The 17718-nt window shown below is 70.5% G+C and carries 20 protein-coding genes and 1 tRNA gene; 8 read left to right on the top strand and 13 right to left on the bottom strand.

Annotated elements, in window-relative coordinates; translation table 11 throughout:
• Positions 1 to 40: 40 nt before the first annotated feature.
• Entirely contained in the window at positions 41 to 259 is a 219-nt protein-coding gene (locus SRB5_RS19815; RefSeq protein ID WP_153453850.1) for a hypothetical protein, read from the bottom strand.
• Between the two features lie 105 nt (positions 260 to 364).
• On the opposite strand from SRB5_RS19815, the gene SRB5_RS19810 reads away from it, so the two are divergent.
• Positions 365 to 1909, top strand: coding sequence for an MDR family MFS transporter (locus tag SRB5_RS19810; protein ID WP_153453848.1), 1545 nt, complete (start codon positions 365 to 367; stop codon positions 1907 to 1909).
• A gap of 50 nt (positions 1910 to 1959) precedes the next feature.
• On the top strand, positions 1960 to 2616 hold the full coding sequence (locus SRB5_RS19805) for a response regulator transcription factor (RefSeq protein ID WP_323378164.1): 657 nt from the start codon (positions 1960 to 1962) through the stop codon (positions 2614 to 2616).
• On the opposite strand, the gene SRB5_RS19800 is transcribed toward SRB5_RS19805, so the two are convergent.
• Genes SRB5_RS19800 through SRB5_RS19790 form a run of 3 tightly spaced genes read right to left on the bottom strand, consistent with a single transcriptional unit; the run spans position 2599 to position 5545 of the window.
• On the bottom strand, positions 2599 to 3861 hold the full coding sequence (locus tag SRB5_RS19800; protein ID WP_153453846.1) for an LCP family protein: 1263 nt from the start codon (positions 3859 to 3861) through the stop codon (positions 2599 to 2601). The genes SRB5_RS19805 and SRB5_RS19800 overlap by 18 nt on opposite strands.
• Positions 3862 to 3917: 56 nt before the next feature.
• A complete protein-coding gene (locus SRB5_RS19795) occupies positions 3918 to 4664 on the bottom strand; it encodes an ABC transporter permease (protein WP_153453844.1) in 747 nt (248 codons plus the stop codon).
• Positions 4661 to 5545 (bottom strand): ABC transporter ATP-binding protein, encoded by an 885-nt coding sequence (locus SRB5_RS19790; RefSeq protein ID WP_153453841.1) that lies wholly within the window; start codon positions 5543 to 5545, stop codon positions 4661 to 4663. Before SRB5_RS19790 ends, SRB5_RS19795 begins: the two co-directional genes overlap by 4 nt.
• Positions 5546 to 5656: 111 nt before the next feature.
• Here SRB5_RS19790 and SRB5_RS19785 point away from each other — a divergent pair, with 111 nt between their 5' ends.
• The gene (locus SRB5_RS19785) at positions 5657 to 7234 is read left to right on the top strand and encodes a histidine kinase (protein ID WP_153453839.1); all 1578 of its coding nucleotides are present in this window, start codon (positions 5657 to 5659) and stop codon (positions 7232 to 7234) included.
• Here SRB5_RS19785 and SRB5_RS19780 read toward each other — a convergent pair.
• Positions 7209 to 7952, bottom strand: a complete 744-nt coding sequence (locus SRB5_RS19780) for a TetR/AcrR family transcriptional regulator (RefSeq protein ID WP_153453838.1) — start codon at positions 7950 to 7952, stop codon at positions 7209 to 7211. The two genes, SRB5_RS19785 and SRB5_RS19780, sit on opposite strands and share 26 nt — an antisense overlap.
• A gap of 222 nt (positions 7953 to 8174) precedes the next feature.
• Between SRB5_RS19780 and SRB5_RS19775 the strand changes: the two genes are divergently transcribed.
• Positions 8175 to 9062 (top strand): LLM class F420-dependent oxidoreductase, encoded by an 888-nt coding sequence (locus SRB5_RS19775; RefSeq protein WP_153453836.1) that lies wholly within the window; start codon positions 8175 to 8177, stop codon positions 9060 to 9062.
• Positions 9063 to 9182: 120 nt separating this feature from the next.
• Positions 9183 to 9276, top strand: a tRNA-Ser gene (locus SRB5_RS19770).
• A gap of 90 nt (positions 9277 to 9366) precedes the next feature.
• Here SRB5_RS19770 and SRB5_RS19765 read toward each other — a convergent pair.
• Complete coding sequence (locus tag SRB5_RS19765; RefSeq protein ID WP_153453833.1) at positions 9367 to 9945, bottom strand: TetR/AcrR family transcriptional regulator; 579 nt, start codon at positions 9943 to 9945, stop codon at positions 9367 to 9369.
• 97 nt (positions 9946 to 10042) lie between these two features.
• On the opposite strand from SRB5_RS19765, the gene SRB5_RS19760 reads away from it, so the two are divergent.
• Positions 10043 to 10483 carry an anthrone oxygenase family protein gene (locus tag SRB5_RS19760; RefSeq protein WP_153453831.1) on the top strand — a complete coding sequence of 147 codons (441 nt, stop codon included), beginning with the start codon at positions 10043 to 10045 and terminating at the stop codon, positions 10481 to 10483.
• On the opposite strand, the gene SRB5_RS19755 is transcribed toward SRB5_RS19760, so the two are convergent.
• From SRB5_RS19755 to SRB5_RS19740, 4 genes are read right to left on the bottom strand one after another with little or no spacing between them, the layout of a single operon-like run.
• Positions 10446 to 11582, bottom strand: coding sequence for a methyltransferase domain-containing protein (locus SRB5_RS19755; RefSeq protein WP_153453829.1), 1137 nt, complete (start codon positions 11580 to 11582; stop codon positions 10446 to 10448). The two genes, SRB5_RS19760 and SRB5_RS19755, sit on opposite strands and share 38 nt — an antisense overlap.
• A gap of 2 nt (positions 11583 to 11584) precedes the next feature.
• Positions 11585 to 12556, bottom strand: a complete 972-nt coding sequence (tgmB, locus tag SRB5_RS19750; RefSeq protein ID WP_153453827.1) for an ATP-grasp ribosomal peptide maturase — start codon at positions 12554 to 12556, stop codon at positions 11585 to 11587.
• Entirely contained in the window at positions 12553 to 12780 is a 228-nt protein-coding gene (gene tgmA / locus SRB5_RS19745) for a putative ATP-grasp-modified RiPP (protein ID WP_153453825.1), read from the bottom strand. Before tgmA ends, tgmB begins: the two co-directional genes overlap by 4 nt.
• 41 nt (positions 12781 to 12821) lie before the next feature.
• Positions 12822 to 13235, bottom strand: a complete 414-nt coding sequence (locus tag SRB5_RS19740) for an ATP-binding protein (RefSeq protein WP_228390218.1) — start codon at positions 13233 to 13235, stop codon at positions 12822 to 12824.
• A gap of 160 nt (positions 13236 to 13395) precedes the next feature.
• On the opposite strand from SRB5_RS19740, the gene SRB5_RS19735 reads away from it, so the two are divergent.
• Together SRB5_RS19735 and SRB5_RS19730 are read left to right on the top strand one after the other, a co-directional pair.
• Positions 13396 to 14694 carry a Tat pathway signal protein gene (locus SRB5_RS19735; protein ID WP_194292966.1) on the top strand — a complete coding sequence of 433 codons (1299 nt, stop codon included), beginning with the start codon at positions 13396 to 13398 and terminating at the stop codon, positions 14692 to 14694.
• The gene (locus SRB5_RS19730; protein ID WP_194292965.1) at positions 14691 to 15242 is read left to right on the top strand and encodes an N-acetyltransferase; all 552 of its coding nucleotides are present in this window, start codon (positions 14691 to 14693) and stop codon (positions 15240 to 15242) included. The genes SRB5_RS19735 and SRB5_RS19730 overlap by 4 nt, the downstream gene beginning before the upstream one ends.
• Before the next feature lie 105 nt (positions 15243 to 15347).
• Here the strand turns inward: SRB5_RS19730 and SRB5_RS19725 are convergent, their stop codons facing one another.
• From SRB5_RS19725 to SRB5_RS19715, 3 genes are all read right to left on the bottom strand, one after another.
• Positions 15348 to 15485: a hypothetical protein gene (locus SRB5_RS19725; RefSeq protein WP_153453823.1), complete on the bottom strand. Its 138-nt coding sequence runs from the start codon at positions 15483 to 15485 to the stop codon at positions 15348 to 15350.
• A gap of 183 nt (positions 15486 to 15668) precedes the next feature.
• On the bottom strand, positions 15669 to 16784 hold the full coding sequence (locus SRB5_RS19720) for a hypothetical protein (protein WP_153453822.1): 1116 nt from the start codon (positions 16782 to 16784) through the stop codon (positions 15669 to 15671).
• 13 nt (positions 16785 to 16797) lie between these two features.
• Positions 16798 to 17076 carry a hypothetical protein gene (locus SRB5_RS19715; protein ID WP_153453821.1) on the bottom strand — a complete coding sequence of 93 codons (279 nt, stop codon included), beginning with the start codon at positions 17074 to 17076 and terminating at the stop codon, positions 16798 to 16800.
• Positions 17077 to 17718 lie beyond the last annotated feature (642 nt).

The following is a 17718-nucleotide window of genomic DNA, read 5'->3' as shown; positions in this document are numbered from 1 at the left end:
GGGCAGTGGTACGAGCTCCCGGCGGCCGGATGAGAGTGGATCAGCCGAGTGCGAACCAGGCCGCGGCGGCCACGACGACCACGGCGACGAGCACGCCGACGATCAGTCCGACGCGCGAGTTTCCGCCGCTCTGCGGCTGGGCCGCCCGGGGGCCGGCCTGCGGTACGCCGCCCTCGTCGACGAACGCGCGGAACATCTGGGTGTTGCCCGCCGGGTCGTAGTTGGGGTCCGGCGCCTGACCTTGGGGATTGTGAGCCATGGTGCCGCACCCTAGCGAACGTGCCGTGGGTTGACCAGAAGAGTATTTGCCTGAGGCAACGACCTGGGATATCGTTGCTTAGTGCAACAAACAAACTCCTCCTCCATGAGCCACCGGCAGATCATGGAGGCCCTCTCCGGCCTCCTCCTCGGCATGTTCGTCGCGATGCTGTCGTCCACCATCGTCTCCAACGCGCTCCCCCGCATCATCGCCGACCTGCACGGCACCCAGAGCGCGTACACCTGGGTGGTCACCGCGGCCCTGCTGTCGATGACGGCCACCACCCCCCTGTGGGGCAAGCTGGCCGACCTGTTCAGCAAGAAGCTGCTGGTCCAGATATCCCTGGTGATCTTCGTCACCGGTTCCGTCGTGGCCGGACTCAGCCAGAACACCAGCATGCTCATCGTCTGCCGGGTGATCCAGGGCATCGGCGTCGGTGGACTCACCGCCCTCGTCCAGGTCATCCTCGCCGCGATGATCTCCCCGCGTGAGCGCGGCCGCTACAGCGGCTACCTCGGCGCCGTCTTCGCCGTCGCCACCGTCGGCGGCCCCCTGCTCGGCGGTGTGATCACCGACACCGAGTGGCTGGGCTGGCGCTGGTGCTTCTACGTCGGTGTGCCGTTCGCGCTGATCGCCCTGGTCGTGCTGCAGAAGACCCTGAAGCTGCCCGTCGTACGGCGCGAGAACGTCCGTATCGACTGGCTCGGCGCCACCGTGATGAGCGCCGCCGTCTCGCTGCTGCTGATCTGGGTGACGCTGGCCGGCGACTCGTACGAGTGGCTGTCCTGGCAGACCTATGTGATGGTCGCCGGTTCGATCCTGCTCGGCCTGCTCTTCGTGTTCATCGAGTCCCGCGCCGCCGAGCCGATCATCCCGCTGCGGCTGTTCCGCAACCGCACCATCACCCTGGCCTCCACCGCGAGCCTCTTCGTCGGTATCGCGATGTTCGGCGCCACGGTCTTCCTCAGCCAGTACTTCCAGCTGGCCCGGGGCGAGTCGCCCACCATGTCCGGTGTGCTGACCATCCCGATGATCGCGGGCCTGTTCATCTCCTCGACGGTCTCCGGCCAGATCATCACCCGTACCGGCCGCTGGAAGGGCTGGCTGGTCACCGGTGGCGTGCTGCTCAGCGGCGCGCTCGGGCTGCTCGGCACCATGCGCTACGACACCCCGTACTGGCACCTGGCGATCTTCATGGGCCTGCTGGGTCTCGGCGTCGGCATGATGATGCAGAACCTCGTCCTGGCCACCCAGAACCAGGTCGCCCCGGAGGACCTCGGCTCGGCCAGCTCCACCGTCGCGTTCTTCCGTTCGCTCGGCGGCGCGGTCGGTGTCTCGGTGCTCGGCGCGGTGCTCAGCACCCACATCAGCACCTATCTGACCGAGGGCCTGACCAGGCTCGGCATCAAGCCGCCCGGCGGCGACGGGTCGCAGATCCCGAACCTGTCCGAGCTGCCCGAGCCGGTCCGGGTCGTCGTGGAGAGCGCGTACGGGCACGGTGTGGCCGACATCTTCGCCTACGCCGCCCCGATCGCCGCGGTGGCGCTGATCCTGGTGATCTTCATCAAGGAGGTCGCCCTCGGAAAGCACAGCGGTCTCCAGCAGGCCGCCGAGCAGGCCTCGGCGACCACGGTCGGCAAGGCAAGCTGATTCTGCTCCGAGCCACCCCTCCGGCCGTCCTGAGGAGTACGGTCGGAGGGGTGATCAAGGTCCTGCTCATCGACGACGAGGCTCTGGTACGGGCAGGCATCCGGGCGATCCTCGGCGCCGCCGAGGACATCGAGGTGGTCGCGGAGGCCGGCGACGGGCGTGAGGCCCTCGCCCTGGCCCGCGCCCACCGGCCCGACGTGACACTCCTCGACATCCGGATGCCGCTGCTGGACGGCCTCGGCGCGGCCGCGGAGCTGCGCCGGACGGTGCCGGACACGGCGGTGGTGATGCTCACCACGTTCTCCGAGGACGAGTACATCACCGGCGCCCTGGACAGCGGCGCGAGCGGCTTCCTCCTCAAGTCCGGTGACCCGTACGAGCTGATGGCGGCCGTCCGTGCCGTGCACGGCGGCGCCTCGTTCCTCTCCCCGCGCATCGCGCACCGCGTGATCCAGCAGCTGAGCGGCGGCCGGATGAGCCGCCGGACGGCCGCCCGCGAGCGGATCGACAAGCTCACCCCCCGCGAGCGGGACGTGCTGGCGCTGGTCGGCGCGGGTTTGTCCAACGCGGAGATCGGGGAGCGGCTGTTTCTGGTGGAGGGCACCGTCAAGGCGTACGTGAGCGCCGTCCTCGGCCGCCTGGACGTGCGGAACCGGGTCCAGGCGGCGGTCGTCGCTTACGAGGCTGGGCTAGTCGCAGAGCAGTGATTTGCCGGAGACCGGCGCGCCCTCGACGGACGTCCGGTCGAACACCACCGGCAGCACCTTCTGCCCGTCCGTCCCCAGCGCGATGTCGAACGTCTTCCCGTGCCCCGCGACGGGCTCCAGCCGGGCGCCCGGCAGCGCGGCGGCCAGGGTGGGGGCGTAACGGATCCACTCGGGGTCGTACGTGACGACCGTCTGCCCCGTCGCCCCTGCGGCGACCGGCTCCACCACGGCGTCGAAACCGCTGGCCTTCAGCCGCTTCGCCACGTCCGCGTCGGACGTCCGCACCCGGATGAACTCCGTCGGCATGTCGACCGCCGTCCGCCCGGCCGGCGTGATCCGCTCGTCGCCCGTCAGCGGCCGGTCCTCCCGCAGCGCCTCCCACATCGCCCCGGCCCGCTTCCGGTCCCACACCACCGTCGAGCCCCACGTGGGCACCCGGTGGTCCCAGTCGGACACCGGCACGGTCGCGAACTCCGTGTCCCGCACCTTCCCCAGCGCCATCCCCAGCCGCGCCAGGTCCACCAGACTCGTCCCGCCGCCGGCGTGGACGGACGTCAGCAGGGCGCTCGCGGTGAAGGTGGCGGCCTCCAGATCGGTGAACGCCCCCGCCTCCCGCAGCCGGTCGAGCATCCCGGCGACCAGCTTCTGCTGCCGCCGCACCCGTCCCCCGTCCCCCGGCGGCGGGATGTGCCGCGCGCGGGCGTACCGCAGCGCGACCCGGCCGTCGACGTGATGGGTGCCGGGGGCCAGCGCGAGGCCGGAGTTGACGTCCTCCACGGGCTCGGCGGTGCACACCGTGGCGCCGCCGAGACGGTCCACCGTCTGCGCGAAGTCCTCGAAGCCGGCGCGCAGATAGTGGTCGACCTTCAGCCCCGTCGCCTGCTCCACCGTCCTGACGGCGAACTCGTCGCCGCCCTCCTTGAACGCCGCGTTGATCTTCCCGGAGTGCGCCTTGTGCTGCCCGTGCGGGGGGAACGCCACGTACGAGTCCCGCAGCAGCGACACCACGCTCGCCCGGTGGCCGTCCGCCGAGAGGTGGACGAGCATCAGCACGTCCGTGCAGTCGCAGCCCTCCCCGCCGACGTGCAGCCGGTCGATGGTCTCGCGTGGCAGTCCGGCGCGGCGGTCGATCCCGGCGACGAGGATGTTCGTACCCGACGGGCCGGCGGGGGCGTCCACGGCGCGGACGGCCCCGCCGGTGGCGAGCGCGGCGAGCAGGAGGGCGGTCACGACTAAGCGGCGCATGGGCTGGAGCGTACGCGCCGAATCGCCGCGAACCGGTTGTTTCCGGTCTCCGTGTGTCAGACGTCCCGGGTCCGCAGCGCCCGGATCCCGGCCGCCAGCGCGGCGGCCGCCCAGGCGGCGACGACCAGCCCGTACTCCGCGTCCCCGGTCATGAACCGCTGCCCGGCGAGCGTGGGCGTGAACTCGGCGACCGTCGCGAAGACCTCCGAGTCGAACGCCGCCGCCAGCAGCTGCAGCACGAACGGCACGACCAGCAGCAGCCCGAACAGCACCGTGATCGTCCCCGCCGACCGCCGCACCAGCGTCCCGACCCCCAGCGCCAGCACGGCGACCAGCGCCAGATGCACGCCCATCGCCCCGACCTGCGCCACCGTCCTCGCCGCGTCGAAGCGCCCGTACTCGTCCAGCAGCGGCGCGCTCACCGCCGTCCCGACCGCCGCCAGCGGCACCCCCACGGCGAACACCACCACCGCCACGACCCCCGCCTTCGCCAGCATCAGCCGCGCCCGCACCGGCGTGCAGGCCAGCGTCACCGTGATGCTCCGGCCGGCGAACTCCGAGGTCATCGCCAGCATGCCGAGCGCCCCCAGCACGAACTGCACGGCGAACGCGACCGTTCCCACGGCCGCCGACGCCGCGTCCACCGAACCGGGGTCGCCGCCGTGCATCTCCAGGTTGTTGCTCGTGGTCAGCGCGGTCCCCGGCGCGACGACCAGCATCGTCACCGCCGCGCCGGCCACGAACCACCAGGTGGAGCGGACCGACCGGAGCTTCAGCCACTCGGCTGCCGCGGTGTTCGTCATCGTTCGGCTCCGTATTCGACACTCTGTGCGGTCAGATTCATGTACGAGTCCTCCAGGGACGACTCCACGGCGCGCAGTTCGTACACCGGCAGCCCCAGGTCGTACGCGAGCTTCCCCACCTCCCGCGGGCTCGGCCCGGCGACCGTCAGCTCGTCGGAGCCCGTCCAGCGGGCGGCCGGCAGGGCGTCGGCGAGGGGCTGCAGCCGCGGTCCGCGGACGCGCACCTCCGTGCCCGCGACCAGCTTCGACATCGGCTCGTCGGCGATCAGCCGGCCCCGGCCCAGGACGATCAGCCGGTCGGCCGTGCGCTCCATCTCGCTCATCAGGTGCGACGAGACGAACACCGTCCGCCCCTCGGCGGCGAGGGACCGCAGCAGCGTGCGGATCCAGCGCACGCCGTCCGGATCGAGCCCGTTGACCGGCTCGTCCAGCATCAGCACCCGCGGATCGCCGAGCAGCGCCCCCGCGATGCCCAGACGCTGGCTCATGCCCAGCGAGTACGTGCCCGCGCGCCGCCCCGCCGCCCCGGTCATCCCCGTCAGGCCGAGCACTTCCTCGACCCTGCTGTACGGGATGCCCTGGCTCAGCGCCATCGCCCGCAGATGGTCGCGGCCGGAGCGGGCGGGGTGGACGGCGCGGGCGTCGAGCAGCGCGCCGATGGTGCGCAGGGGGTGTTCGAGGTCGGCGTAGGGGCGGCCGCCGATCAGGGCGGTGCCGGAGGTGGGGGCGTCCAGGCCGAGGACCATGCGCATGGTGGTGGACTTTCCGGCGCCGTTGGGGCCGAGGAAGCCGGTGACCGTGCCGGGGGTGAGTTCGAGGGTGAGGCCGTCTACGGCGGTCTTGTCGCCGTAGCGTTTGGTGAGCGCTCTCAGGGTGATCATGGGCTCCGACGGTAGGAAACCGGGGGCGCTCGCGGCCGTGCACGATCGGCAGCGGGTCGTACTTACTTTCGTCAGGTGTTGTGGTCCGCTGTCCGGGCTAGCGTGACGGGCATGCGTTCGATGTTGCGGCGGTTGCTGTCGTCGCCGGTGACGGCCGACGTGCTGCTGTGGTGCGCGATCCTCGCGCCCCTCTTCGCCGACGACCTGCCGGGGCGGGGGCAGCCCGCCGGCCTGCCGCTCGTGTGGGTGCAGTGGGCCGCCGTGCCCCTGCTCGCGCTGGCCGTCGCCGTGAGCAGGCGGCTGCCGGTGCTGGCCGCCGCGGTGCCGGCGGGGCTGGGGCTGGCGGCGACGCCGGAGCTGTTCACCAACAACTTCGCGATCGCCCAGATTGTGCTGGCGTTCCTCCTCGGCCGCCGTGCCGCCGCCCGCGGTACCGGGCTGCTGTTCTTCGGCGGGGTGTGTCTGGCGGGGCTGGTGCTGGTCGGGATCGTCCCCGCGGCTACGGTGTCGGGCTGGTTCACCGTGGTCGCCACCGCGCTGGTGACGATCCTGCTGCCGTGGCTGGCGGGGCGGTACGTACGGCAGCACGACGAGCTGGTCCGTACGGGATGGGAGCTCGCCGAGCGGCTGGAGCGGGAGCAGGAGCTGATCGGGGACCGGGAGCGGCTCAAGGAACGGTCACGGATCGCGGGGGACATGCATGACTCCCTCGGCCACGAGCTCAGCCTGATCGCGCTGCGGGCGGGGGCGCTGCAGGTGGACGCGGGGCTGTCCGTTCCGGCCCGGGAGGCCGCCGGGGAGCTGCGGTCGTCGGCCGCCGCCGCGACCGAGCGGCTGCGGGAGATCATCGGGGTGCTGCGGGAGGACAGCGAGGGCCCGCCGGTGCTGCCGGCGGGGGACACCCCGGCCGACGTGGTGGAGCGGGCGCGGGCCTCCGGGATGGCGGTGACCCTGACCGGGGCGTTCGGTGAGCCGCTGCCGCCGATGGCCGACCGGGCGGTGTACCGCGTGGTCCAGGAGGGGCTGACCAACGCGACGAAGTACGCGCCGGGGGCGGCGGTACGGGTGACGCTGGGCCTCGCGGAGGGAGAGGCGGTGGTCACCGTGGCCAACGACGCTCCCCCGGCCGGTCCGCTGCCCGGGTCGGGGTCCGGTCACGGCCTCGTCGGGCTCGACGAACGGGTCCGGCTCGCGGGCGGGCGGCTCCACGCACACCCTGTGGACGGCGGCTTCGCGGTCACCGCCCGGCTGCCGCTCGCGGCGGGGGCGGCGGCGACACCGCCGGGGGAGCGGCGGTCGCGGGAGGCCCTGGAGCGGGCGCGGCGGAAGGTGCGGCGGAGCATGCTCGACGCCATTTGGGTGCCGGTGGTGGCGGCAGGGGTGCTGGGGGTGACGATGTTCGGCTTCAACACGTACACCTCGTACCGCTCGGTCCTCGACGCCCAGGTGTACGGGGAGCTGCGGGTGGGCCAGAGCGAGACGTCCGTGGCCGGGAGGCTGCCCGCGTACCAGGCCGACGACGACGAACGCCCCGCCGGCGCCCCCGCGGACCCGCCCGGCACCGACGAGTGCCGCTTCTACCGGATCGGCGCCTGGTCCCTGGACCGCGCGTACCGCCTCTGCTTCACGGACGGTCTGCTGACGGCGAAGGACCGGGTGGACATCACACCGCCTCCCGCATCGCCGTGATCCCCGCGATCACGCAGTCCAGCGCGAACTCGAAGTCCCGCTCCCGCATCGCCGCCACCGTCCGCTCCCCCCGCGCCCGCACCGTGGCCAGCGACTCCGCGTACTCCGGCCGCCGCGCCAGCCGCCCCATCACCTCGCCGTAGAACGCGTCCTCGCTCACCCCCGACGTCCGGCACCGCTCCCGCCACCGGCCCTCGACCGTCCCGAACCCGTACGTGAACTGGAACACCAGCGCCAGCGCCCCCATCCACGACCCGTCCGGCAGCCCCGACCCGCGGATCGCCCGCTGCGCCCGGTCGGCGAACGCCAGCGCCCGCGGCCCCACGTTCAGAAACTCGCCCGCCAGCGGCGACACCCACGGATGCCGGACCAGCATCCCCCGGTGCTCGCACGCCAGCTCCCGCAGCGCCGCCCGCCAGTCCGCCGCCTCGTCCGGCAGCCCGATCTCCTCGTGCACCTGGTCCAGGGCCATCTCGAGCAGATCGTCCTTGGTGTCCACGTACCAGTACACGGACATCGCCGTCACGCCGAGCTCCGCCGCCAGCCGCCGCATCGACACCTTCGCCAGACCCTCGGAGTCCAGCAGCCGCACCGTGGCGTCCACGATCTTGTCCAGCCGCAGACCGTGCGGCTGCTCCTTCCCGGCGGCGGGCGCGGGCCGGTCGCTGAGCCAGACGCTCGAACGGGCGTCGCGGGCCGAACGGCGGTCGGACGCCATGGTGCGCCTCCTCGGGGTGGAGCTCGGGATGGAGCCAAGTCCTCGGCCGGGTACGCCCGATGCGGCGACCCGTCCCCCGTACCTGATGCTATGCCCGCCCTGCGGTCGATAACCCCTGTTGGGGGCGGGGATCGGGAACCCTGCCCGAACGGCTGACGGGTTCTGGGCCGCTTGACCGCGTGCCGCTGGAACAACGACCCCCTCTCGATCGGTTGTACGTACATGAACCATCAGCGTTTCGGCCGCATCGGCCTCTGGAGCAGTGCCCTCCGCCAGGACGACCCCGCCCGCCGCGGCGAGATCGCCGAGACCGCCGCCGAGCTGGAGGAACTCGGCTACGGCACCCTCTGGCTGGGCGGCAGCCCCGGCGTCGAGCACGCCGCGCGGATCCTCGCGGCGACCGGCCGGATCCGGGTGGCGACGGGCATCCTCAGCATCTGGCAGCACGAGGCACCGGCGGTGGCCGCCCAGTACGACGCGGTGAACGCCGAACACGCCGGCCGCTTCACCCTGGGCCTGGGCGTCAGCCACGCCCCCCTGGCCTCCGCGTACAACCGCCCGTACGCGGCGATGACGGCGTACCTGACGGCGCTCGACGACGCCGCCCTGCCGGTCCCGCCCGAGGGCAGGGTGCTGGCGGCGCTCGGCCCGCGCATGCTGCGCCTGGCGCGCGAGCGGGCGGCGGGGGCGCATCCGTATCTGGTCACGCCGGAGTACGTGGCGGACGCCCGCAAGCAGCTGGGCGAGGGCCCGCTGCTGGCGCCGGAGCTGAAGGTCGTCATGTCCTCCGACCTCACCGAGGCCCGGGCGACGGCCCGCGCGTACCTCCGCTACTACCTGAGCCTGCCGAACTACACCGACAACCTGCGCCGCCTGGGCTTCACGGACGACGACTTCGCGGCGCACGGCAGCAACCGCCTGATCGACTCCGTCTTCGCCCTGGGGACCCCGGAGTCGATCCGCGCCCGCGCCCAGACGTTCTTCCAGGCGGGCGCGGACCACCTCGCCCTGCAGGTGGTCACGGCGACGCCGGCCAGGGACCTGCCGCGCGAGGAGTGGCGGCGGCTGGCGTCGGTGCTGGAGCTGACGGGCGGCGGCTCGGAGGGTTAAGGGCTTTGCCCCGGCGGCCTCCCGCCGGGTACGGTAGGGGCGATTGGTGACAGCCCCTCGGGCTGTGCCATCATCTGCTCACACCACCTGATCGCCTGCGGGCGGGCACGGTGGCGTGCTGGAGGCGTCGCCTAGTCCGGTCTATGGCGCCGCACTGCTAATGCGGTTTGGGCTTTACCGTCCATCGAGGGTTCAAATCCCTCCGCCTCCGCCACCTTGACCAGGGAGTTCAGCCGTCGCGGCCGGACTCCCTTTGTCATGTACGGGGGCGGGTTTGACGTCTGTGTACGGGCTGATGTGACCCTCACAGCACCGCGAGCCGCTCCACCACCACCTCCACCCGCCGCTCGTCGTCCTCCGCCGGCAGCCGCCCGGCCCGCCCCAGCGTCGCCAGCCCGTGCAGGGCCGCCCAGAAGACCTCCGTGAAGAGCGCCGGATGGACACCCTCCCCCGCGACCCCGCCGAGGGTCTCCATCAGCGCCGCGAAGGCGTCCTTCAACGGCTCCGGGGTGTCCTCCCGGGCGTACGGCAGACCGTTGTCCATCTGGAACAGCGCGTCGTACACGGCGGGATTCGCCCGCGCGAAGTCGAGGTAGGCCCGGGCAAGGGCGGTGACCTTCTCCCGCCTCCCGTCCACACCGGCGGTGGCCGCCCGCATCGCCACGGCCATCTCACCGGCGCCCTGAAGCGCGACCGCGCCGACGATCTCCCGCTTACCCCGGAAGTGGCTGTAGAGGACGGGCTGGCTGTACTCGATCCGCTCGGCGAGCTTCCGCGTGGTCACGGCGTCCCAGCCCTGCTGCTCGGCGATCTCGCGCGCCGTCGCCACGATGAGGCGCTCGCGTCCGGCGCGCTCCCGCTCCTTGCGTTCCTGAACCGACATGCTGCAAATCCTAGCACCGCTAGACAATCAAGCATCAGTAGGTCTAGCGTTGCCTCATCACCTAGCAGCGCTAGATTCCCTTCAGGAGGGATCCCCCATGCTCACCGCACTCCAGGTCTCCACCACCGTGATCGTCGGCGTCATGGTCGGCGTGGAGTTCTCGGTCGCCTTCGTCATGAACCGCATCTTCAACGCCCTCCCCGAGGACAGCGACCAGATGGCCCGCTCCCACGGCGGCCGGATGCTGGGCGCGCTGATGCCGTTCTGGTACATCGGCTCACTCGTCCTGGTGACGATCTGGGCCATCGCCACCGACGAGTCCACCCCCCTGGTCATCACCTCGGGCGCCCTGCTCCTGCTCAGCGTGATCATGTCGATCGCACTCCTGGTCCCGATCAACAACCGCGGCAAGACCTGGACCCCGGAGACCCGCCCGGCGGACTGGAAGGAACAGTCGAACCGCTGGGACCGCTACCACTACGTCCGCGTCGCGGTCATAGTCACGGCGTTCGCCTTCCTGGCGGCGGCGCTGGCGTGATGCGGCCGGCGCCGGGCACCGGACGGTCGGGTGAGTCGAGCCAGACGCTCTGCTCCCCGGCCGTCACGGTGACCCCGAAGCGCTCGCGACCGGGGCGGCCGTGGGCTTCGTACCACCGATGTGCGGCCTCCACCGCGTCCCACAGGGCCTGGGGCCCTGCCTGCCGAGCCCTGTCGCCCTCAGCCCGCGCCCAGGCCCCGCCGGCGCCCCACAGCTCCACGGCCGTCACCCGGTCGTCACCGTCGCTCTCCGAAGCGAAAACGGTGTCCGGCACGACCAGCGAGAGTACGAAGCGGAACGTCTCGTCCTCGGCGACGACGGTCAGATCCAGGTCGGTGGACCTGTCGCTGATCGCCGCCGGCCTGCCCGGGTGGGCCGGGGTGCCGGTGGTGTCGGTGTCGCGGACGGCCATGAAGTACGAGGGGTCTGGAAGGAACCGCCCCTCGGCATGGCTGTTACTGGTGACGACGAGTCGTACCGTCCCCCACCCGAGGGGGCACACGATGACCCCGCCGGCCCGCACCTGCTCCAGCCAGGCCTTCGGGACCGTGTGGAACCCGCAGGTGGCGATGAGCCGGTCGTACGGCGCCGAATCCACGTACCCCTCCCGGCCGTCTCCGGCGTGGACAAGAGCGTCGTATCCGCAGTGCCGCAGCCGAGTTCTGGCCAGCCCCGCCAGCATGGGGTCCACCTCGACGGTGACGACCCGCGGACTCCCCAGCCGCTCCACCAGCAGTGCCGCGTTGTAGCCGGTCCCGGTCGCGATCTCCAGCACGCGGTGGCCGTCAGCGACATCGAGTGCCTGAAGCATGGCGAGCATCAAGCTCGGAGCGGTCGACGACGAGGTGGCCACACCATCCGTGAACTGGGTGGCCAGGGCGTCGTCCGAGTAAACGAGCTCAAGCCAGTCCGAATCGGCGGCCGTCACTCGCCTGGGTCCGTCGTCGGTCAGGGTCCAGAACTCCGGTACGAACAGGTGGCGCGGAACGGCCTCGAACGCCTTGCGCCAGGCCGGGTCGCTCAGCCGCCCGCCGGCCTCGAGGACGTCGGCCAGTGCCGTGCGCAACCGGGTGGCGCGTTCTTCGTCGTACGTCGTCATGGTCATCCCTCGGCGAGTAGGTCGGCGATGTGCGCGGCGATGGGCAGGCCTGTCTTGTTCTGGATCCAGGACCACTCCCCGGACGGGTTGCACTCGAACATCACCCAGTCCCCGGCAGGGGTGACGGCGAAGTCGAAGGCCCCGAAGCTGAGCCGGAAGTGCTTCATCCAGCCCAGCACGCCTGCCCGTACGCCGTCCGGCACTTCGCCCACGTCGTAGCCGAGGGCGTCGTAGTCGCTGCGCCAGTCCACGCGGGCCGCATCGCTGCCCGCGTGGATCTCGGCCGCGAACATCTCCGTGCCCACGACGGTCAGTCGCACCTCGTGGCTCTTGGCGATCCACTCCTGAAACAGATGTGCCGTGAGTGCCACGGAGTCGTCGATGGCGTCGGGGTCGACCACATGGGTCGGAACCCCGGTGCGGCGGCCGTCCGGATACTCCAGCGGGCCGCCCATGAGCGGCTTGCAGATCACCGGGCCACCCACCTCACGACAGAACGCCCGGGCCGCCTCCGGAGCCGTGGTGATCAGGGAGCGCGGAGTACGCAGCCCGTACGCGGCGGCCACCGGAAGCTGTCCCGGTTTGTGCGAGGCCATGCCGTCCACGTCCGGACGGTTCACCCAGGTCACGGGCAGTGCGTACAGCGTGCCGAGGAGGCCGGCCAGTGCCTGCTCGTTGGCCCACGTGCGGTGGGGCTCGGACAACTCCGGGCGGACGGCGGGCAGGCGGGGCCGCCTGTAGTAGACGGCCCTCACCTCCTCCAGCCGTACGGACCGGTACTCGTCGGCCAGGACCCCCGCCCAGGGTGCCGCGGCGTGCTCGGCGGACAGGCTGATGGACCGGGGGAAGTCGCCCATGTCGAACCGCATCACGGGCACATGCCGGATCGTCAGTTCGTCTACCACCAGGTCCGCCGAGGGGTCCAGTTCCTTGGTGACGACCAGCACCGGGTCGCCGCACGGCTGCTGGGTCATCGCATCAGGTACGGGTCGGACGTGTCGTCGTTCTTGCTGTCCCAGTTCGTGTTCGTGCAGCTGCCCGCGAGGCTCGCGGACCGGCTCCACAGGGCGCCGGAGCCGTCGGTAAGCGTGTTGACCTGCCGGGACGGGTCGTACACGAACGAGCCCGCCGCCAGGGTCACGGTGTAAGGGGTGCGCTCGGCGCGGGCGCCGAAGGGGATGAGGGTGGTGGTGGTCATGTCTGATTCCTTGTTCTCGTTGTTCTCGATGCCGGGTGTTCTCACTGCTCGCCGTCCGCACGAAGCTCGGCCCACACCCGCTTCCCGCCGTGCACCGGCTCGCTGCCCCAGTCGTGGGCCAGCGCGGCGACGAGCATCAGGCCACGCCCGTGTTCGTCCTCGGCACGCGGATCGCAGGGGGCGGGTCCGGTGCGGGACGTGTCCGTGACGACGATCCGTGCGGATACCTCGCCGGTGCGGACGACGGACGCTCCGACGGTGTTCGTGTCGGTGTGCTCCACCGCGTTGGCCACCAGCTCCGTGATGATCTGCGCGGCGGCGTCCATCAGCTGGGGCATCCCCCAGGACTTCAGGGCCAGCGATATGTCCCGCCGCGCCCGCGTGGCAGCCTTCGGCGTTGCCGGATAGCGCTCCTGATAGCGCTGTGGCCCTACGTGTGCAGCGGTCGTGCTCATCGTCTTGCCCCTCGGGGGTGTTGCGTGTGCTCACGACCAACTAACCGGCTGCCGGGGGTCCAGGTGCATGACGAAGCCCGAGGTCGTACTAGCCCCAACCCTGACGAATTGACCACTCCTTTACTCACGCGGACGAGCGCCGCGCGCCTACGGTGATCCCATGGCACGGAGCAGGAACCAGACCCTCGCGGACTGGATGAACCGGCATCAGGTCACGGCCGTCGAACTGGCGGAACTCGTCAACGACGCCATGGCCCGGCTCACGGGGCGACGCGGCGTGGTCTGCGAACGCACGGTGTTCCGCTGGTTATCGGGGGAGAACCGCTGGCCACAGTCCCGTCAGCGGCTGGCTCTGGAGAACGTCACCGGACAGCCGGCGACCCGCCTCGGGTTCGTACCACGAGCCCGCGGGATGGCGTCGACTCGAGCAGCACAGGAGGACCCCGTGCGCCGACGCGCCTTCATAACAGCGAGCACTGGCACCGTTCTGGCGGTCACCACCACGACTGCCGGCGCCGCTGCGCGCCCAACGGTGGGCATCACCGACGTACAGCGCCTGCGGGAACGGCTTGCCGAACTGGGCGAAGAGGACGACAGGCAGGGCGGCGGTCCCAGCCTGGAGGAAAGGGCCAACAGGGGAGCGCGGTACGCGCTCGCCCTCCAGCAGAGCGGGAACGCCACCAGCCGCGTACGCAGCCGTCTCTACTCCCTCGCCGCCGCCTTCACTGCCGCAGCCATGTGGGCGTGCGTGGACTCCGGCCGCCTGGGCGCGGCCCAGCGCTACATGGAGCAGGCCCTGCCTCTCGCCGGACTCTCCGGTGACGGCCAGGTCCAGCACCAGACATGGCAGTTCGCCGCGATGCTTGCCCGCCAGCGTGACCATCACGCGGATGGGATCGCCGCCGCCGAGGCGGCCATCCTCACTTCGATCCACCGCCGGGACCCCCTGTACGCCTCCCTGGGGCATGCTCGTCTGGCCCTCGCCACCGCCGATGCCGGTCATCACACCCGCGCCCTCCGAGCCCTCGACAGGGCGGCCTCCGCGTACGATCGCGCGGACCTCGACCTGCCGCGTCCCGCCTCCATGGGCTTCTTCACGCTCGGTGAACTCCACGGCCTGACCGGCATCACCCACTACCGGCTGGGGCGAGCCGACGAGGCCGAATTCCACGCCCACCGCTGCCTCGCCGCGCTCAGCCCCGACCAGCACCGCAACCGCGCCTACTACACCGCGCAGTTGGCCCTCGCGCAGCTCGACCAGGGGGACCTGGAACAGGCGACCGTCACGGCCGCCGGGGTGATTCCCCCACCCGGCACCGAGCCCACGGGCCGCGTCCCCCGCCTCCTCGGCACCTTCGCCTCGGCCCTGAACGCGAAGGCGCCGGACGCCGCGATCACCCGCGAGTGGAACGAACGCACCCGAGACCTGCCCCGCCCCACCCCAGGAGCCGCCACGTGACCCCCGCCACTCCCGAACTCGTCCGCTACGGCCAGGACCGCTTCCCCGAGATCCGCCCGACCCTCGTCACCGTCTATGCCGAGGTGTACGCCGAAGAGCTCAGGACGCCGTTCCACTCCGTCGAGCGCTTCGAGGAGCGCCTGGAGGGCTACGCGTCCCGCCCCGGCTGGGAGGCCGTGTTGGCGTACGAGGGGAGCGAGGTCACCGGATACGCCTTCGCCTCCACGCTTCCCGCAGGGTCCCGCTGGTGGTCCGGAATGCTGAAGCCGATGCCGGAGGAGTACACCGCCGAGGACGGCACGCGCACCCTGGCCCTGTTCGAACTGATGGTGCGCCGCCCCTGGCGTGGCACGGGCCTCGCCCACCGTATCCACGAGGAGCTGCTGACCGGCCGCCCGGAGCAGCGCGTAACGCTCCTGGTGGACCCGACACACCCGAAAGTCAAACAGCTGTACGAAAGCTGGTCGTACACGAACGCTGGCGACCAGCGCCCGTTCCCGGACGCCCCGCTCTACGCCACGATGGTGCGGACGCTCGGGGGCTCCTGAGCGGCGGTCGACGAGGGTACATCCGCATGGCCTTCGCCGCCTGACCCACCGGCCACCCACGCTACCGCCACTGACCGGCGGCGATTCATTCACCCAAAACGGCCCTCATTTTGCCGGTGGCGGAGTGTCAACCCCCACGTAGGCCAGCACGGTGATCAGGGCGATCAGGAGAGCGACGGCGATCGCGACGCCGAAGGCGATTTTCTCCCATGGGCGAATCCCGTTGCCCTCTCGGCGTTTCATCCGACTTTCGTTTCCAGGGGCTTGAGCACGCCGACCCAACCGCCCGATTCCTCGGGGTTGTCCAGTGAATCTCCGAGTGCGAAGAACCAGACCACGACCAGTACGATGAGCACCACGACGATGGTGAAACAACCCCAGAGTAGTATTCTTGCGGGCCTCAATTATGTTCCTCCGTCCGGGGGCTCAGTTGCGTACCGTGATGGGCCCGGAACGGCCCGAGACGTCGAAATCCCTGGCCAGTCCCGTACGGTTGAGATGGGCGATGTCTGCCTGCTCCAGGTTGATTCCGGCCCCTTCGGGGTTACGCCTGTGTTCGCTCGGAATTCCCCAGTCGTAGCGCTTTCTGACCTCGACCTGGTATTCGATCTCGTCGCCGTTCTTGGTACCCACCAGTCGATACTCGAAGTTGTTGAACGCGTAGTACCAGTCCAGGCTCTTCGGTCCTTCCGTCAGGTTCGGTGCGGAATCACCCCATTCTGTGGTGAAGACTCCGTTCGGACCCTTGCGGACGTCCTTGAGCGTGGTGTCGACGTCCCTGCGGAACGCCGGCATGTCAGCCAGCATCTGGTTGACGTCGGCGTTGCGAGGCTTTCCCTCGCCGTCGAGGTAGGCCTTGAGGTAGCCGGCCGCGTTGGATTTACCCGAGTTGTCCAGCCACAGGACCACGGCCATGAGCTGCATCTTTACCCACCGGTCGTGCCAGTCCGGCGACTCCACGCCATGCTTGCGGTCTTCGGTGTCGAAGTTGTCGACCGTGCCGAAGATCACCTTGAGGGAATATGTGAGCGTTTTATCCACCTCTGTGGCTTTCGACAGGACTTTCTTAACTTCTTCACTCAGGCGCTGCGCCATTTTCGAGCGTTCCTCCGCGATGCGGAATTGGGCCGGCGACGGGTCGTTCGACACCTGAGTGTTTGTCCATGTCACGTCACCGTTATCGGCGAGGTGCAAGTCGTTCTCGAGGATTTCCTGCGTCAGCAGGCCCAGGTCTCGTTGTAGTCCTACCAGGCCCTTCATGCCTCCGCGGCCCTCGCCGCCGTCTGCTGTTTCGTCCAGGAAGCGGCGTACGCTCTTGATCTCCGTGTCCAGCGCGTCTATCTCGGCGACCATCTTCTGCGCGTATTCCTCGGCCGCCTTTCCGCCTTCTCCGCGCCACTTGTCGCGCCGTAACTCGTCCAGCACATCCTCAGTGAAGTCCGTACGTAAGGACTGGACGTTGCGGTCTATCCGGGACCAGGCCTCGGCGAAGCTTTCGAAGGCGTACACGTTCAGCTGACGTAACTGCGTCACCGTAATCATGTGCCATCCCCGATCAATTTCCGCCGGATGTACGGGCAATTCCTAGCGCGGCTTTGATGTCGATCCCGTGGTACTCCCCCGCGCTCAGCCGAAATGATTCGGCGCCCTGCGTCAGCTGACTGCGCAGGTACTTGTTCAACGCCTCCCAGCGCTGCTGCATCTGCGGAACGCTGCCCGTGAACGACCAGCCGGGGGCCGCCTGCTTGAGTTCCGCGAACGCGTCCGACGCTTCCGGCAGCGTGCGGCGCAGTGCATCGCCGGCGTTGTCGCAGCAGTCCGCCCGGGTCTTCAACCAGGCCTCCGAGACCTCGATGTCCGGCGGAAATCCCCACGGCGGGCGCGGGAACGGAGGGGCTTGCGGGCTCGGAGACGGGGTGGGGGCCGGTGTCGGATCCGGGGAGTTCTTCGGCGGTGAGGGTGTGAGGCCCGGCGTCGGGGTGGGGCCGGGGGTCGGGGTTGTCATCGCCGTGTCCCTTCGGGTGGAAGGTGCTGCGGAAGTCAACTGATCTGAGGTGATACTAGAACATCCGTCCCAACAAAGGGGTTTGGTCTTCTTCGCCGTATGCCGGCCGACCCCGAGGCGTGAGCGTGCACGGGAGGGGTGCACCGGAGGCGTCGTACGCACGGTGGGCGCGTTCGACCTCGGGGAGGGCGGGCTGGGATCGCTGCGCGAGTGGCGAGGGGGCCGAGGCTGCTGGCGAGGGAGCTGATCTCGTGCTTGGCGCGGGGTGGGACATCCGGGCTCGCGAGGCGATGCTCGTGTTCGTGCCGCCGGACGTGGTCGTGGAGGCCGACACCCGCCCTTTCGTGAGCCGCAGCCGCTCCACACCCGACCGCGATCCAGCCACTCGGCCCGGCCGCCCCGAAGCCCCGGCTCACCCGGCCCGCGCCGTCGTCCCCGGACCCCGCCCGGGGACGTTTTCCCAGCTCAGGC

Source organism: Streptomyces smaragdinus, assembly GCF_009604385.1.
Taxonomy (GTDB): domain Bacteria; phylum Actinomycetota; class Actinomycetes; order Streptomycetales; family Streptomycetaceae; genus Streptomyces; species Streptomyces smaragdinus.
The sequence above is the reverse complement of the archived record's forward strand: the minus strand, read 5'-3'. Positions and strand labels throughout refer to the sequence as shown.